The organism is Streptomyces sp. NPDC088794, from assembly GCF_044750545.1.
Lineage (GTDB): Bacteria > Actinomycetota > Actinomycetes > Streptomycetales > Streptomycetaceae > Streptomyces.
Genome location: NZ_JBIVKB010000023.1, coordinates 39,708 through 54,332 on the forward strand (window position 1 = coordinate 39,708; position 14,625 = coordinate 54,332).

14 protein-coding genes are annotated in these 14,625 nt (G+C 71.0%); 6 read left to right on the forward strand and 8 right to left on the reverse strand.

All coding sequences use genetic code 11. The features are described 5' to 3' along the window. Nucleotides 1–25 precede the first annotated feature (25 nt). Nucleotides 26–943, reverse strand: a complete 918-nt coding sequence (locus ACIP6U_RS43700; RefSeq protein WP_401728603.1) for a zinc-binding alcohol dehydrogenase family protein — start codon at nucleotides 941–943, stop codon at nucleotides 26–28. A 139-nt stretch (nucleotides 944–1,082) separates the two neighbouring features. On the opposite strand from ACIP6U_RS43700, the gene ACIP6U_RS43705 reads away from it, so the two are divergent. Continuing rightward, entirely contained in the window at nucleotides 1,083–1,520 is a 438-nt protein-coding gene (locus ACIP6U_RS43705) for a MarR family winged helix-turn-helix transcriptional regulator (RefSeq protein ID WP_401728605.1), read from the forward strand. Nucleotides 1,521–1,539: 19 nt separating this feature from the next. Continuing rightward, nucleotides 1,540–2,064: an isochorismatase family protein gene (locus ACIP6U_RS43710; RefSeq protein WP_401728606.1), complete on the forward strand. Its 525-nt coding sequence runs from the start codon at nucleotides 1,540–1,542 to the stop codon at nucleotides 2,062–2,064. A gap of 26 nt (nucleotides 2,065–2,090) precedes the next feature. On the opposite strand, the gene ACIP6U_RS43715 is transcribed toward ACIP6U_RS43710, so the two are convergent. Then, nucleotides 2,091–2,810, reverse strand: a complete 720-nt coding sequence (locus ACIP6U_RS43715) for an SDR family oxidoreductase (protein ID WP_401728607.1) — start codon at nucleotides 2,808–2,810, stop codon at nucleotides 2,091–2,093. Nucleotides 2,811–2,948: 138 nt separating this feature from the next. Here ACIP6U_RS43715 and ACIP6U_RS43720 point away from each other — a divergent pair, with 138 nt between their 5' ends. Next, nucleotides 2,949–3,758 (forward strand): LysR family transcriptional regulator, encoded by an 810-nt coding sequence (locus ACIP6U_RS43720; RefSeq protein WP_401728608.1) that lies wholly within the window; start codon nucleotides 2,949–2,951, stop codon nucleotides 3,756–3,758. A 71-nt stretch (nucleotides 3,759–3,829) separates the two neighbouring features. Here ACIP6U_RS43720 and fdhD read toward each other — a convergent pair whose 3' ends face one another. From fdhD to ACIP6U_RS43745, 5 genes are read right to left on the reverse strand one after another with little or no spacing between them, the layout of a single operon-like run. Next, complete coding sequence (gene fdhD, locus ACIP6U_RS43725; RefSeq protein ID WP_401728609.1) at nucleotides 3,830–4,678, reverse strand: formate dehydrogenase accessory sulfurtransferase FdhD; 849 nt, start codon at nucleotides 4,676–4,678, stop codon at nucleotides 3,830–3,832. Nucleotides 4,679–4,686: 8 nt separating this feature from the next. Further along, nucleotides 4,687–5,547 carry a 2Fe-2S iron-sulfur cluster-binding protein gene (locus ACIP6U_RS43730; RefSeq protein WP_401728611.1) on the reverse strand — a complete coding sequence of 287 codons (861 nt, stop codon included), beginning with the start codon at nucleotides 5,545–5,547 and terminating at the stop codon, nucleotides 4,687–4,689. Further along, complete coding sequence (locus ACIP6U_RS43735) at nucleotides 5,544–7,382, reverse strand: NAD(P)H-dependent oxidoreductase subunit E (protein WP_401728612.1); 1,839 nt, start codon at nucleotides 7,380–7,382, stop codon at nucleotides 5,544–5,546. The genes ACIP6U_RS43730 and ACIP6U_RS43735 overlap by 4 nt, the downstream gene beginning before the upstream one ends. Before the next feature lie 5 nt (nucleotides 7,383–7,387). Beyond that, a complete protein-coding gene (locus tag ACIP6U_RS43740; protein WP_401728613.1) occupies nucleotides 7,388–9,307 on the reverse strand; it encodes a molybdopterin oxidoreductase family protein in 1,920 nt (639 codons plus the stop codon). A 31-nt stretch (nucleotides 9,308–9,338) separates the two neighbouring features. Further along, nucleotides 9,339–10,310, reverse strand: coding sequence for a 2-dehydropantoate 2-reductase (locus ACIP6U_RS43745; protein ID WP_401728615.1), 972 nt, complete (start codon nucleotides 10,308–10,310; stop codon nucleotides 9,339–9,341). 227 nt (nucleotides 10,311–10,537) lie between these two features. Between ACIP6U_RS43745 and ACIP6U_RS43750 the strand changes: the two genes are divergently transcribed. The 3 genes from ACIP6U_RS43750 to ACIP6U_RS43760 all read left to right on the forward strand — a co-directional run bounded on the left by ACIP6U_RS43750 (nucleotide 10,538) and on the right by ACIP6U_RS43760 (nucleotide 13,920). Next, a complete protein-coding gene (locus tag ACIP6U_RS43750; protein ID WP_401728616.1) occupies nucleotides 10,538–11,872 on the forward strand; it encodes an OFA family MFS transporter in 1,335 nt (444 codons plus the stop codon). 286 nt (nucleotides 11,873–12,158) lie between these two features. After that, nucleotides 12,159–13,106, forward strand: a complete 948-nt coding sequence (locus tag ACIP6U_RS43755; protein ID WP_401728618.1) for a beta-ketoacyl-ACP synthase III — start codon at nucleotides 12,159–12,161, stop codon at nucleotides 13,104–13,106. 139 nt (nucleotides 13,107–13,245) lie between these two features. Further along, complete coding sequence (locus tag ACIP6U_RS43760; protein WP_401728619.1) at nucleotides 13,246–13,920, forward strand: GntR family transcriptional regulator; 675 nt, start codon at nucleotides 13,246–13,248, stop codon at nucleotides 13,918–13,920. 76 nt (nucleotides 13,921–13,996) lie between these two features. On the opposite strand, the gene ACIP6U_RS43765 is transcribed toward ACIP6U_RS43760, so the two are convergent. Then, complete coding sequence (locus ACIP6U_RS43765) at nucleotides 13,997–14,488, reverse strand: DUF4231 domain-containing protein (protein WP_401728621.1); 492 nt, start codon at nucleotides 14,486–14,488, stop codon at nucleotides 13,997–13,999. Nucleotides 14,489–14,625 lie beyond the last annotated feature (137 nt).

Sequence of the window (14,625 nt, forward strand, 5' to 3'; positions counted from 1 at the left end):
CCGCGCCGGGCCGCCCACTTCCGTACTAGGTGCGCAGCACGACCTTCCCCAGATTCCCCCGCGACTCGATCACCGCATGCGCCCGCGCCGCGTCCGCCAACGCGAACTCCCCGTGCACGGCGGGCCGTAGCGCCCCCGCCGCGAACAGCGCCCACAGCTCGCGCCGCCACCGTTCGTACAACTCCGGCCGCCCGCGCGCGATCCGCGCCATCTGGAAGCCGATCACGGACTTGGCGCCCACGAGCAGGTCGTACGCCTGGATCGTGCCGCCGCCCGAGCTGTACGCCACCAGTCGCCCGCCGGGGGCCAGGGCGCCGACCGCCGGGGTGAGCAGCTCGCCGCCCACCGCGTCGAGGGCGTAGTCGACGGGTTCGCCCCAGCTCTCGTCGGCGTAGGCGATCACCTCGTCCACGCCGAGCGAGCGCACGAAGGCGGTTTTGGCCGGGTCGGACACGGCGGCCACCACCCGGGTCGCGCCCCGAACTCGGGCCAGCTGTACGGCGAGGTGACCGACTCCGCTCGCCGCGGCCGTGACCAGGGCCGACTCGCCCGGCTCGGGGTGCGCGGCGGCGAGGGCGCCGAGAGCGACCAGGCCGCTGCGGACGAGGGCGACCGCGTCGACGGCGGAGGCGGTCTCCGGGATCGGGGAGGCCATCGCCTCGTGCAGGAGCGCGAAGTCGGCGTAGCCGTGCCCGAAGCACAGGCCCGTGACCCGGTCGCCGGCGCCGAAGCGGTTGACGCCGGCGCCCACCGCCACGACCTCGCCCGCGATCTCGCCGCCCAGCGGGATCGGTTCGGCGGCCTCGGTGACCTTGCGGATGACCGGGAGCGTGACACCGATCGCCTCGCAGCGGACGAGGAGTTCACCGGGGCTCGGTTCGGGGACGGGGGCGTCCTCCAGGAACAGGGGGCCGCCGGTGGACTCGTAGCGGATGCGGCGCATCGCACCTCCGGGTGTCGCGGGTGTCGCGGGTGTCGACAGTGGCGTGGGGATCGTTGGGGCTCCCCACGGTTTCGTTGGGAGCCCCAACGGTAGACATGATTCATTGGGAAGTCCAACGACTTCTCGCTACCCTGTCCCCATGCCCGAAGCGCCCCTCGTCGCCATCCGCTCCCTGCCCAGCTGGCTGCTCGGCCGTGCGGCCGCCCACGGGCGGACCCTGGTGGCCCGGGCGCTGGCCGCCGAGGGGCTGAAGATGTGGCACCACGTCGTGCTCTCCGCCGTCCGCGACCTCGCCCCCGTGGCCCAGGCCGACCTCGGCCGCGGTGTGGGTCTCGACCCCAAGGACCTGGTCGGCGTCCTCAACGACCTCCAGGCCGCGGGCCACATCGTGCGCGAGCCCGATCCCAAGGACCGGCGCAAGAACGCGGTGTCCCTCACCGTGCAGGGCGCCTGGCTCCTGGAGCGCTGCGAGCGGGCCGCCCGCGCGGCCAACGACGAGCTGCTCGCCCCGCTCTCGGCCGCCGAACGCGACCAGTTCATGGACCTGTTGATCCGGATTTCCGGTACGGACGGCTGACGACGGATAACGTTCCGTCATGACCGCACCCCTAGCGCTCGACCCCGCGCGCAGCGCCCTCGTGCTCGTCGATCTGATGGACCGGATCGTCGCGCTGCCCCTGGAGCCCCGCAAAGGCACCGAAGTCCTGCACGCCGCCGAGGAGTTGACGACCGCCTTCCGAGCGGCCGGCGCACCCGTCGTGCTGATCCGGGTCGAGCGGCCCGGCGTCGCCGAACAGCCGGCCGGCAGCGAACTGGTGGCGGGGCTCGCCCAGGACGGCGACATCGAGGTCGTGAAGCGGACCATCGGCGGCTTCCAGAGCACCGACCTGCACGACCGCCTCCATGAACGCGGCGTCCGCACACTGGTGTTCGGCGGTATCGCCACCAACCTCGGTGTCGAGTCCACCGCCCGCGCCGCCGGAGACCTCGGCTACGACCTCGTCTTCGTCGAGGACGCCATGGCCGCGCTGACCGGCCCCGAGCACGACGCGTCCGTACGGCTGGACTTCCCGCGCCTGGGGACCGTGGTCACGGCGGCGGAGGTGCGGTTCGTGGCCTGAGCCCCCCCCGGAGCGCGGACGGCGACTCAGACCAGCGTCCCGCCGCCGTCCACCGTGACGACCGAGCCGGTGCTGTACCCGCCGCGCATCAGGTACAGGTACGCCTCGGCGATGTCCGCGGGCTCGCCCACCCGGCCGACCGGGAGCGACGCGGCAGTGGACGCGTACAGCCCCTCGCGGTCCTCCTGGGCCAGGTCCCGCCACAGCTCGGTGCGGACCACGCCGGGGGAGACCACGTTGACGCGGACCGGGGCCAGCTCCAGGGCCAGGGCCCGGGTGAGCGACTCCATCGCCCCGCACAGGCTCGCCGCGACGGTCGTGCCCGGCATCGGACGCTGCCCGGCCGTACCCGTCGTCAGGACGACGGAGCCGCCCGGACGGATCGACGGGGCGCCGTGCTTGACCGCCGTGTACGCGCCCCACAGCCGCGTGTCCAGGAAGCGCCGGGCCCGCCCCAGGTCCGACTCGGCGAGACTCCCCATGAGAATGGACTCGCCGGCCGTGTAGACGAGGTGGTCGAAGGCGCCGACCCGCGCGAAGAAGCCGCGTACGGAGTCCTCGTCGGCCGCGTCCAGGACGTGTCCCTCGGCACCGCCGGGCAGCCGCTTCAGCGCCGCGTCCACGCTCTCCTGCCGGCGCGAGGCGACGACCACGTCCGCGCCCTCCTGGACGGCGGCCTCCGCGACCGCCAGCCCGATCCCTCCCGTACCCCCGATGACGACGATCCGCTGTCCCTGCACGCTCATGACGTGTTCCTTCCGTGGTGTCAGGACTCCTGACGTCCTGACGTCGTCCAGCCTGTGGCCGACCGGGTCCCGCCGTCCAAGACCTCTTTCAGCTGTGGCGATACCCTGGAGGCATCGCCGAGGGAAAGGGCGGGCGGCATGGATCTCGACCTGCGCAAGGTCCGCTACTTCGTGGCGGTGGCCGAGCAGCTGCACTTCGGTCGGGCCGCCGACGGGCTGCACATCGCGCAGCCGGTGCTGAGCCGGCAGATCCGGGCGCTGGAGAAGGACTTGGACGCCACGCTCTTCGAACGCGACAGCCACGGCGTCATGTTGACCGGAGCCGGACGCCAACTCCTGGAAGACGCACGAGCGTTGCTCGCCGTCGCCGAGGCCGCTCGCCGCCGGACCCACCGGGCCGCGCGCGGACCGCGCCGGTTCGTCGTCGGCTTCCGGGCGGGTGTCGTCGTATCGCACGCCGTACGTGCCTTCGGTGCCGCGCACCCCGATGTCGCCGTCGAGGCCCGCCGGGTCGAGTGGGACGACCAGGAGGACCTGATCCTCGACGGCACCGTCGACCTAGCCTATCTGCGCCGGCCGATCCGGGAGCGGGGACTGAAACTGCTGCCGCTGTTCACCGAGGCACGGGTGGCGATGCTCCCCGCCGATCACCGGCTGGCCGGCAAGCAGGAACTGTTCACGGCCGACCTCGCGGACGAGCCCCGGCTGCGTTACGTCGACGCCGGTCCCGACCAGGTGCCGATCCGCACGATCGAGGAGAAGTTCGAGCGTGTGGTGGCGGGCCGGGGCATCACCCTGGTCCCGGTGTCGGTCGCCGAGCAGTACTCACGGCCCGACATCACCTATGTGCCGGTCGCGGACGCGGAGCCCGACGAGGTGATCCTCGCCTGGGACGCGTCCCGCCGGTCACCGCTGATCTCGGCGTTCGCGCAGGTCGCGAACGTCTGAGACGGGGCCCCTGCGGCGCAGGGGGCGCTCCCCGCCGGTCGGGGCCCCGCCGCCGTGTCGCGGAGAGCCGGTCACGCCTGGGCGGCCGCGGTCCGCAGGGCGATGCGGTGCTCGCCCGCGTACACGTTCATGGAGCTGCCCCGCAGGAAGCCCACCAGGGTCAGACCGGTCTCCGCCGCCAGATCCACCGCCAGCGAGGACGGCGCCGAAACCGCCGCCAGGACCGGTATCCCGGCCATGACCGCCTTCTGCGCCAGCTCGAAGGAAGCCCGCCCCGACACCAGAAGGAGCGTCCGGGACAGCGGCAGGTTCCCCTGCTGGAGGGCGCGGCCGACCAGCTTGTCGACCGCGTTGTGCCGGCCCACGTCCTCCCGGATGTCGACCAGCTCACCGTCCTCGGTGAACAGGGCCGCCGCGTGCAGCCCCCCGGTCCGGTCGAAGACCCGCTGGGCCGCGCGGAGCCGGTCGGGGAGGCTCGCGAGCAGGTCGGGCTCCACCCGGACCGGGGGAGTGTCGGCGATCGGCCAGCGGGCCGTCGTCCGCACCGCGTCGAGGCTCGCCTTGCCGCACAGGCCGCACGACGAGGTCGTATAGACGTTCCGTTCCAGCGTGATGTCCGGGATCCGTACACCGGGGGCCGTCCGCACGTCCACCACGTTGTACGAGTTCGAGCCGTCGACGGTCGCGCCCGCGCAGTACACGATGTTCTGCAGGTCGCTCTGCTCGGCGAGGACGCCCTCGCTGACCAGGAAGCCCGCGGCCAGCGCGAAGTCGTCGCCCGGGGTGCGCATGGTGATCGCGAGCGGTTTGCCGTTCAGCCGGATCTCCAGCGGCTCCTCCGCGACCAGCGTGTCCGGTCGGGTGGAGACCGCCCCGTCCCGGATGCGGATCACCTTGCGTCGTTCCGTGACTCGTCCCATGTCGTGCCTCAGTCCCGGTTCTGTACGTGCTGGTAGCCGAAACGGCCCTTGATGCAGAGGTTGCCGTGGGTCACCGGGTTGTCGTGCGGCGAGGTGACCTTCACGATCTCATTGTCCTGCACATGGAGTGTGAGGTTGCAGCCCACTCCGCAGTACGCGCACACGGTGGTCGTCTCGGTCTGCTCGGACTCGTTCCACGTACCCGCCGCCCGCATGTCGAACTCCGACTTGAACGACAGCGCGCCCGTCGGGCACACCTCGATGCAGTTGCCGCAGTACACGCACGCGGAGTCGGTCAGCGGGGCGTCGTGCTCGACCGCGATCCGGGCGTCGAAACCGCGCCCGGCGACGGAGATCGCGAAGGTGTTCTGCCACTGGTCGCCGCACGCGTCCACGCACTTGTAACAGAGGATGCACTTGTCGTAGTCGCGCACGTACAGATCGTTGTCGACCCTCGGCTCCTCGGCGAGACGGGCCGCGTCCGGGCCGAAGCGGTCCGGTTTCGCCTCGTACTCCTTGATCCACCCGGCGACCTGCGGGGTGGTCGACAGGTCGACCGAGGAGGCCAGCAGCTCCAGGACGATCTTGCGGCTGTGCCGGGCGCGTTCGGTGTCCGTGCGGACCTCCATGCCCGGCTCGGCCCTGCGCGAGCAGGCCGGGACCAGGGTCCGGGAGCCCTCGACCTCGACGACACAGACCCGGCAGGCGTTCTTCGGGGTGAGCGTGTCGCCCTGGCAGAGGGTCGGCACGTCCTTGCCCGCGGCCCGGCAGGCGTCGAGGATCGTCGCGCCCTCGGGTGCCCGGACGCTCTCCCCGTCGATCGTGAACTCCAGCAGCCGGCGGGGAATCCCCAGCGGTGTCACGGTCATTCGTACGCCCCCAGACGGTCGATGGCGGATTCCACGGCGTTCCACGCGGTCTGTCCCAGACCGCAGATCGAGGCGTCCCGCATCGCGCGGCCGACCTCTCGCAACAGGGCGATGTCATCGGCGGCGGCCGCGCCCGTGCGCTCGGCGATCCGGTGCAGCGCCTCCTCCTGCCGCACGGTCCCGACCCGGCACGGCACACACTGCCCGCACGACTCGTCGCGGAAGAACTCGGCGATGCGGAGCAGCAGTCGGGGCAGCGGGACCGTGTCGTCGAAGGCCATGACGACTCCCGAGCCGAGCGTCGTCCCCGCCTCCCGGGTGCCTTCGAAGGTGAGCGGGATGTCGAGTTCGTCCGGTCGTACGAAGCCGCCGGCCGCGCCGCCGAGCAGCACCGCCCGCAGCCCGTCGCGCACGCCGGCCTTCGTCAGCAGCTCACCGAGCGTGGCGCCGAAGGGGAGTTCGTAGACGCCCGGCCGCTCCACGCTCCCGGAGACACAGAACAGCTTGGGCCCGGTGGACCGTTCGGTGCCGATCGCCGCGTACGCCGGTGCGCCCATGGTCAGGATCGGCAGTACGTTGACCAGCGTCTCCACGTTGTTCTCGACCGTCGGCTTGCCGAACAGGCCCTTCTCCACCGGGAAGGGCGGCTTGGCGCGCGGCTCGCCCCGGTAGCCCTCGATGGAGTTGAACAGGGCGGTCTCCTCGCCGCAGATGTAGGCGCCTGCACCGCGCCGGATCTCGATGTCGAAGGCGTAGCCCTGACCGAGGATGTCATCGCCGAGGAAGCCGCGCGCGCGTGCCTGCGTGATCGCGTGCTCCAGGCGGCGCAGGGCGCGCGGGTACTCGCCGCGCAGATACAGGAAGCCCCGGTGGGCGCCGGTCGCGTACGCCGCGATGGTCATCGACTCGACGAGCGCGTAGGGGTCGCCCTCCATGAGGACGCGGTCCTTGAAGGTGCCCGGCTCGGATTCGTCCGCGTTGCACACCAGGTAGTGGGGGTGGTCGGGCTGCGACGCCGTGGCCTGCCATTTGCGGCCGGTGGGGAAGGCGGCGCCGCCCCGCCCGACCAGGCCGGAGTCGGTGACCTCGCGGATGACCCCGGCCGGACCCAGCTCGAAGGCCCGGCGCAGGGCAGTGTAGCCGCCGTGGGCGCGGTAGTCGTCGAGGCTCGACGGGTCCACGACACCGATGCGGCGCAGCAGGATCAGTTTCTCTTCAGGAGCCGAGGCCTGCGGCACCGCCAGCTGGGCCGACGGCTCCTCGCGCGCCGAGTCCGGAGCGCTCGCGGCGAGCACGGCCTCGTGGACGGTCGCCGGCGCCGAGACCGCCGTACGCACCGGGTCGCCCGCCTTGACCGCGAGGGCGGCCGGGGCCCGCTCGCACAGGCCCAGGCAGGGGCTGCGCTCTACGTGGACGCCGCTGCCGGGGCCGAGGCGGGACTCGATCCCCGCGCACAGGTCCGCGGCCCCGGCCGCCGCGCAGGCGAGGTCCGTGCAGACGTGCAGGACGGTGGCCGGACGGGGCTTGACGGAGAACATGGCGTAGAACGTGGCGACCCCGTACGCCTCCGCCGGCGGCACCGTGAGCCGGCGGCAGAGGTAGTCGAGGGCGCCGTCGCTGATCCAGCCGATCCGGTCGTTGATCGCGTGCAGCCCCGGCAGCAGCAGGTCGCGGCGGTCCCGGGCGGCGCGCCCGCCACGGGCCCAGCGCAGGTCCGCGACGCGCATCTCATCGCGGGCCGCGCCCTCCCAGGAGGACTCGGGAGGGCCCAACAGGGCTTCCACGGCCGCCCGTTCGTCGTCCGTCGGTTTGCTGTCACCGAAGTGCAGGTCCACTTACGTCACCTCACGATCGTCGCCACGGGAAGCTTCTCGATCCGGATCGCCGAGGCCTTGAACTCCGCCGTCCCCGCGATCGGGCAATTGGCCTCGATCGTCAGCTGGTTGGTGTCCACCTCGTCGGGAAAGTGCATGGTCATGAAGGCGAGCCCCGGCCGCAGCGCGGTGTCCACCCACACGGGCGCCCGCACCGAACCGCGCCGCGAGGACACCTGGACCTCCTCGCCGACCACGACCCCGTAGCGCTCGGCGTCCTCCGGGCACAGCTCGATGTACTCGCCGCGCCGCAGCGGGGAGGCGAAACTGCCGCTCTGCACACCGGTGTTGTAGGAGTCCAGGCGCCGCCCGGTGGTCAGCCGGATCGGGTACCGCTCGTCCGTGAGGTCGACCGGCGGGTCGTGCAGCACGATCCCGAAGGGCGCGAGCCGCCCTCGTTCGGCCGGGTCCGATTCCCACAACCGGCCGTGCAGATAGGTCGGTTCGATGTCCTCGGTGCTCGGGCACGGCCACTGGATGCCCTGGTGCTCGGCCAGCCGCTCGTACGTCATCCCGTAGTGGTCCGGGGACACCGAGCGCAGCTCGTTCCAGACGGCCTCGGCGTCGGCGTACTTCCAGTCGTGGCCCAGGCGCGCCGCCAGCTCGCAGAGGATGTCGATGTCCTCGCGGGCCTCGCCGGGCGGGGTGACCGCACGCCGGACCCGCTGAACCCGCCGCTCACTGTTGGTCGTTGTGCCGTCGGTCTCCGCCCAGCCGGCGGTGGCGGGCAGGATCACGTCCGCCAGCTCGGCCGTCTTCGTCAGGAAGATGTCCTGTACGACGAGGAAGTCCAGCTCCCGCATCCGCCGTACCGCCTGCTCGCTGTCGGCCTCCGACTGCGCCGGGTTCTCGCCGATGCAGTAGACGGCCTTGAGCGTGCCCTCCTCCATCGCCTCGAACATCTCGGTGAGGTTCAGCCCGTAGTGCGGCTGGATGACGGTGTCCCAGGCCGACTCGAACTTGAGGCGGGATTCCGGGTCGAGGATGTCCTGGAAGCCGGGCAGGCGGTTGGGGATCGCGCCCATGTCGCCGCCGCCCTGGACGTTGTTCTGTCCGCGCAGGGGCTGCAACCCGCTGCCGTAGCGGCCCACATGGCCGGTCAGCAGGGAGAGGTTGATGAGCGCGCGGACGTTGTCGGTGCCGTTGTGGTGCTCGGTGATGCCGAGGGTCCAGCACAGCTGGGCGCGCTCGGCGCGGGCGTAGGCGTGCGCCAACTCCCTTATGGCGGCGGCCGGTACGCCGGTCACCTTCTCGGCGAGGGACAGCGTCCACGGCTCGACGAGCGCCTTGTACTCCTCGAAGCCGCTGGTCGCCCGCTCGATGAAGGCCTCGTTGGCCAGGCCGGCGTGGATGATCTCGCGGCCGATCGCGTGGGCCATCGGGATGTCCGTGCCGACGTTGAGACCGAGCCAGCTCTCCGCCCACTCGGCGGTGGAGGTGCGGCGAGGGTCGACGGCGTACATCCGGGCGCCGTTCCTGATCCCCTTCAGGACGTGCTGGAAGAAGATCGGGTGCGCGAAGCGCGCGTTGGAGCCCCACATCACGATGACGTCGGTGTGCTCGATCTCCTCGTACGAGGAGGTCCCGCCGCCGGAGCCGAACGCGGCCGTCAGGCCCGCCACACTCGGGGCGTGACACGTCCGGTTGCAGGAGTCGACGTTGTTGGTGCCCATGACCACGCGGGCGAACTTCTGGGCCACGTAGTTCATCTCGTTGGTCGCGCGGGCGCAGGAGAACATGCCGAACGCGTCACGGTTGCGGGCGAGTCCTCGGGCCGCCCGGTCCAGGGCCTCCTCCCAACTCGCCTGCCGGAAGGGCTCGTCACGGGAGTCCCGCACGAGCGGGTGCGTGAGGCGGGTGTAGGTCTTCGGCTGCCGCTTCCTCATACGACGCTCCTCATGGGGCGCTCCTGGCTCCTCATGCCGCGCTCCTGAGCGCGAGCAGGTCCGAGATGGCGTGCACGGTGCGCAGGGTGGGCACCTCCATGCCGGTGATCTCCGCCAGCTCGACGACGGCCGCGAGCAGCACGTCGAGTTCGAGCGGCTTGCCGCGCTCCAGGTCCTGGAGCGTGGAGGTGCGGTGGTCGCCGACCTTCTCGGCGCCCGCGAGCCGGCGTTCGATGGAGACGCCGACCTCGCAGCCCAGCGCCTCGGCGACGGCGAGCGTCTCGGCCATCATGGTCTCGATGACCTTGCGGGTGCCGCCGTGCAGACACATCTGCCGCATGGTGGCACGGGACAGCGCGCTGATCGGGTTGAAGGAGATGTTGCCGAGCAGCTTGAGCCAGATGTCGTTGCGCAGGTCCGGCTCCACCGGGCACTTCAGGCCGCCGGCCACCATGGCCTCGCCGAACACCGTGCAGCGCGTCGAGACGCTGCGATCGGGCTCGCCGACGGAGAACCGGGTGCCTTCCAAGTGCCGTACGACTCCCGGCCCTTCGAGTTCGGTGGCCGCGTACACCACGCAGCCGATGGCCCGCTCGGGCGCGAGCACCGCACTGACCGCGCCGGCCGGGTCCACGCTCTCGACGCGGTGGCCGTCGTAGGGGCCGCCGTGTCGGTGGAAGTACCACCAGGGGATGCCGTTCTGGGCGGCTATCACCGCCGTGGTGTCGTGCAGCAGTGGCTCGATCAGCGGCCCGCACGCCGCGTACGAGTTGGCCTTCAGGCCCAGGAACACATAGTCGACCGGGCCGATCTCGGCCGGGTCGTCGGTGGCGTGCGCGTGCGCGGTGAAGTCGCCGCGCGGGCTGAGCACTCGTACTCCGTGCTGCCTCATGGCCGCCAAGTGCGGTCCACGGGCGACGAGATGGACGTCGGCGCCGGCGCGGTGGAGCGCGGCACCGACGTAGGCGCCGATCGCACCGGCGCCGAGAACTGCGACTTTCATGACGGGGGAGCTCCGTTCGGTCGAGGGTACCGAGGAACTTTTGATGTCTGTCGACGGAATATTGTCTACAGTATGGGACTTGGGGCGGCAAGGGTTCGCGCACGACCTGACCGAGCCTTGGACACCGGCTGCCGGTACGACCGTTCGTCGCGTGTCGCATACCGCTCACCGCATACGGTCGACGCGCGGCTTTTCAACTACCGCCGTACTGCTTACCGTCCGGGATCATGAGTCCCCCCGTCGCACCCGCCGGCTGGAGCCGGTGGCTCGTTCCCCCCGCCGCTCTCTCCGTCCATCTCTCCATCGGCCAGGCCTACGCCTGGAGCGTGTTCAAGCCACCGCTCGAATCCTCGCTCGGGCTGAGCGGCACGCAGAGCGCGCTGCCCTTCCAGCTCGCCATCGTCATGCTGGGTCTGTCGGCCGCGTTCGGCGGCACGTTCGTGGAGCGCAACGGACCGCGCTGGGCGATGACCGTCGCCCTGGTCTGCTTCTCGTCTGGCTTCCTGATCTCCGCGCTCGGCGCGGCCACCGAGCAGTACTGGCTGATCGTCCTCGGCTACGGCTTCGTCGGCGGCATCGGCCTCGGCATCGGCTACATCTCGCCCGTCTCCACCCTCATCAAGTGGTTCCCGGACCGGCCCGGCATGGCCACCGGCATCGCGATCATGGGCTTCGGCGGCGGCGCGCTCATCGCCTCGCCGTGGTCCACACAGATGCTGGAGTCCTTCGGCAGCGACAGCTCCGGGATCGCGCAGGCGTTCCTCGTGCACGGTCTGGTGTACGCCGTGTTCATGTCGCTCGGGGTGCTCCTTGTGCGGGTCCCGCGCACCGAGAAGCCCGTCGAGGGTGCGCCGAGCGCCCTCCAGGGGCCGCAGGTCTCCGCCCGCAACGCCGTACGCACCCCGCAGTTCTGGTGCCTGTGGGTGGTGCTCTGCATGAACGTGACCGCGGGCATCGGCATCCTGGAGAAGGCCGCCCCGATGATCACGGACTTCTTCGCGGACACCTCCACCCCGGTCTCCGTGTCCGCTGCCGCCGGCTTCGTCGCGCTGCTGTCCGCGGCCAACATGGCGGGCCGCATCGGGTGGTCGTCGACCTCCGACCTGATCGGGCGCAAGAACATCTACCGCGTCTACCTGGGCGCCGGCGCCGTGATGTACGCGCTGATCGCGCTGTTCGGCGACTCCTCCAAGCCGCTGTTCATCCTGTGCGCCCTGGTGATCCTGTCCTTCTACGGCGGCGGTTTCGCGACCATCCCGGCCTACCTCAAGGACCTCTTCGGCTCCTACCAGGTCGGCGCGATCCACGGACGGCTGCTCACCGCCTGGTCCCTGGCCGGTGTCCTCGGACCGCTGATCGTGAACTGGATCGCCGACCGGCAGGAGGACGCCGGCAAGCACGGCTCCGCCCTGTACGGGCTGTCCTTCATCATCATGATCGGCCTGCTGGTCGTCGGTTTCGTCGCCAACGAACTCGTCCGGCCCGTCGACGCCCGCCACCACATCCCCGCCCCGAGGGAGGAGACCGTCGATGTCGAACGACAGCAGTCAGAGTCCGCCTGACCGGCGCCCGCTGATCGCCTTCGCCTGGCTGTGGGTGGGGGCGCCGCTCGTGTACGGACTGTACGAACTCGTACAGAAAGCGACACAATTGTTCACCAAGTGAGTGCCCCGCTCACCGGGTGATTGTTCGGGAGGGGTTCGGGCGTCCGGCTCTAGGCCATGCGGCTGACAGAAGCCGACAACAGGGGCGCCCGAATCCTGTCGCCTTGGCTGCCGTCGTACCGGTGAGTCACTCCCCAGACTGGAGGATCCCGCAACTCAAGGCGACAACGAGGGGACCACCGAGATGAACGGCACGCGCATCGCCGCCGTCGGTCACTACCAGCCCGCGAAGGTACTCACCAACAAGGAACTCGCGGGCATGGTGGACACCAGCGACGAGTGGATCACGTCCCGGGTGGGCATCCGCACACGACACATCGCCGGTCCCGACGAGCCCGTCGACGAGCTGGCCGCGCACGCCGCCGCCAAGGCGCTCGCCGGCGCCGGGCTCTCGCCCGCCGACATCGACCTCGTCCTGGTCGCCACGTCCACCGCCGTGGACCGCTCGCCCAACATGGCCGCGCGCGTCTCCGCCCGGCTCGGCATCCCCTCGCCGGCCGCGATGGACGTCAACGTCGTGTGCGCGGGATTCACCCACGCCCTCGCCACCGCCGACCACGCGGTCCGTGCGGGTGCCGCGACGCGGGCCCTGGTCATCGGCGCCGACAAGATGTCCGAGGTCACCGACTGGACCGACCGCACCACCTGCGTGCTCGTCGGCGACGGCGCGGGCGCCGCTGTGGTCGAGGCGTGCGGGCCGGGCGAGGAGGCCGCCATCGGGCCGGTGCTGTGGGGCTCGGTGCCCGAGATGGGGCACGCCGTGCGGATCGAGGGCCAGCCCGCCCGGTTCGCGCAGGAGGGGCAGAGCGTCTACCGCTGGGCCACCACCCAGCTGCCCGCGATCGCCCGCAAGGCCTGCGAGAAGGCCGGGCTCGCGCCCGAGGAACTGGCCGGAGTCGTCCTCCACCAGGCCAACCTGCGGATCATCGAACCGCTCGCCGAGAAGATCGGCGCGGTGAACGCCGTCGTCGCCCGGGACGTAGTGGAGTCCGGGAACACCTCGGCGGCCAGCATCCCGCTCGCTTTCTCGAAGCTGGTCGAACAGGGCGCGCTCAGCACCGGCGACCCGGTCCTGCTGTTCGGCTTCGGCGGAAACCTGTCGTATGCCGGTCAGGTCGTCCGCTGCCCCTGACCTGGAAGTTCTCGCGGATGTGACGCAGTCGACGCCCGAACTCCCTGGCCGCTGTGCGCCGTAGACTGTAGACGAAAGACAATTCATACTGGCTTTCCGGCTGCAGTTGCCCCGCGCTGCCCAGGAGGGGGACGGACCGATGTTGTCGACAGGACTGCCGCAAGGCGCGGTGCCCAAGCTCGAACGGCCCGGCCCCTTGCGTGACCGCGTCTACGAGGCGCTCCTCGAACTGATCACCACGCGCGCCCTCCAGCCCGGCCAGCACCTGGTCGAGAGCGAACTCGCCGGGCATCTCGGCGTCTCGCGACAGCCGGTGCGGGAGGCGTTGCAGCGGCTGAACACCGAGGGCTGGGTCGATCTGCGGCCCGCCCAGGGCGCGTTCGTGCACGAGCCGACGGAGGAGGAGGCCGACCAACTCCTCACCGTCCGCACCCTGTTGGAGGCCGAGGCCGCCCGCCTCGCCGCCGCCAACGCGGGCAGCACCGGCATCAAGGTCCTCGAAGAGCTGTGCGCCGAGGGCGAGAAGGCTGTCGCCGCGGACGACGTGGACGGCGCCGTCGCGATGAACGCCCGCTTCCACGCGAAGGTGATGGAACTGGCGGGCAACACGGTCCTCGCCGAACTGGCCGCCCAGGTCGACCGCCGGGTCCGCTGGTACTACACCCCGATCGCCCGCCAGCGCGGCCACGAGTCGTGGATCGAACACCGGGCCCTGATCGCGGCGATCTCGGCCCGGGACGAACAGCGGGCGACGGCACTGATGCGGGAGCACACGGAGCACACTCGACGGTCGTATCACGCGCGGAGCAAGTGAGCGGGGCCGGAGGCAACGGCCAGGATGCCAGGGCGGGTTCAGACGCTGGACGAGGTGATCCTGGCGGGACCGCCCGTCACTTCCCCGAGGACTCGGTCCGCGCGCTCGCGAGCTGCACCCACGTGCCCATCTCGCGCTGCTCTATCCGGGTCACGCCGGCGGCGAGCACCTGGTCGCGGGTGGCGGGGTCGTCGTACGGCTCGGCGCCCGTGCGGTAGAGCCTGCGTTCCGCCTCGACGGCTTCGCGGGCCTCGCTGAAGCGCAGGTAGTCGTCCTGCCAGTGGAAGACGGCACGCAGGCCGGTGATCACTACCACGACACCACCCAGGACGGCGGGCACCTGCGCGTTCGAGGGGGCGATGACGGCGGAGACCGGGATCGCCGCGGAGAGCAGGAGTTGCAGAGCCTCGGTGAGCCGGAAGTAGCGGCGGGCCTTGATCGCCGCCGAGCGGTACCAGTCGTACGAGCCGTTCGCCACCTTCATCGCGTAACCGGGCTCGGTGCCGACGACGGTTCCGGCGTCGGCCTCGCCGGTGCCGATCCGTCCTGGCGATGGTTCCTGAGTCATTCGCGCTCCCCCCAAGCACTCCTGCACCGCAGCCAAAGGGTAGCCAACAACGGCCCTTTTCAACCCTCTTGGGGCCGGGAGACGTCCCACTTCCCTTTGTCCTCTCAGTGGAGAAAGTCGTCGGTAATTCGTGCACA

What these genes read in the sequence shown, in the direction of transcription:
- ACIP6U_RS43700 (WP_401728603.1), bottom strand. Translation starts at nt 943, where the DNA reads ATGCGCCGCATCCGCTACGAGTCCACCGGCGGCCCCCTGTTCCTGGAG.
- ACIP6U_RS43705 (WP_401728605.1), top strand. Translation starts at nt 1,083, where the DNA reads ATGCCCGAAGCGCCCCTCGTCGCCATCCGCTCCCTGCCCAGCTGGCTG.
- ACIP6U_RS43710 (WP_401728606.1), top strand. Translation starts at nt 1,540, where the DNA reads ATGACCGCACCCCTAGCGCTCGACCCCGCGCGCAGCGCCCTCGTGCTC.
- ACIP6U_RS43715 (WP_401728607.1), bottom strand. Translation starts at nt 2,810, where the DNA reads ATGAGCGTGCAGGGACAGCGGATCGTCGTCATCGGGGGTACGGGAGGG.
- ACIP6U_RS43720 (WP_401728608.1), top strand. Translation starts at nt 2,949, where the DNA reads ATGGATCTCGACCTGCGCAAGGTCCGCTACTTCGTGGCGGTGGCCGAG.
- fdhD (WP_401728609.1), bottom strand. Translation starts at nt 4,678, where the DNA reads ATGGGACGAGTCACGGAACGACGCAAGGTGATCCGCATCCGGGACGGG.
- ACIP6U_RS43730 (WP_401728611.1), bottom strand. Translation starts at nt 5,547, where the DNA reads ATGACCGTGACACCGCTGGGGATTCCCCGCCGGCTGCTGGAGTTCACG.
- ACIP6U_RS43740 (WP_401728613.1), bottom strand. Translation starts at nt 9,307, where the DNA reads ATGAGGAAGCGGCAGCCGAAGACCTACACCCGCCTCACGCACCCGCTC.
- ACIP6U_RS43745 (WP_401728615.1), bottom strand. Translation starts at nt 10,310, where the DNA reads ATGAAAGTCGCAGTTCTCGGCGCCGGTGCGATCGGCGCCTACGTCGGT.
- ACIP6U_RS43750 (WP_401728616.1), top strand. Translation starts at nt 10,538, where the DNA reads ATGAGTCCCCCCGTCGCACCCGCCGGCTGGAGCCGGTGGCTCGTTCCC.
- ACIP6U_RS43755 (WP_401728618.1), top strand. Translation starts at nt 12,159, where the DNA reads ATGAACGGCACGCGCATCGCCGCCGTCGGTCACTACCAGCCCGCGAAG.
- ACIP6U_RS43760 (WP_401728619.1), top strand. Translation starts at nt 13,246, where the DNA reads ATGTTGTCGACAGGACTGCCGCAAGGCGCGGTGCCCAAGCTCGAACGG.
- ACIP6U_RS43765 (WP_401728621.1), bottom strand. Translation starts at nt 14,488, where the DNA reads ATGACTCAGGAACCATCGCCAGGACGGATCGGCACCGGCGAGGCCGAC.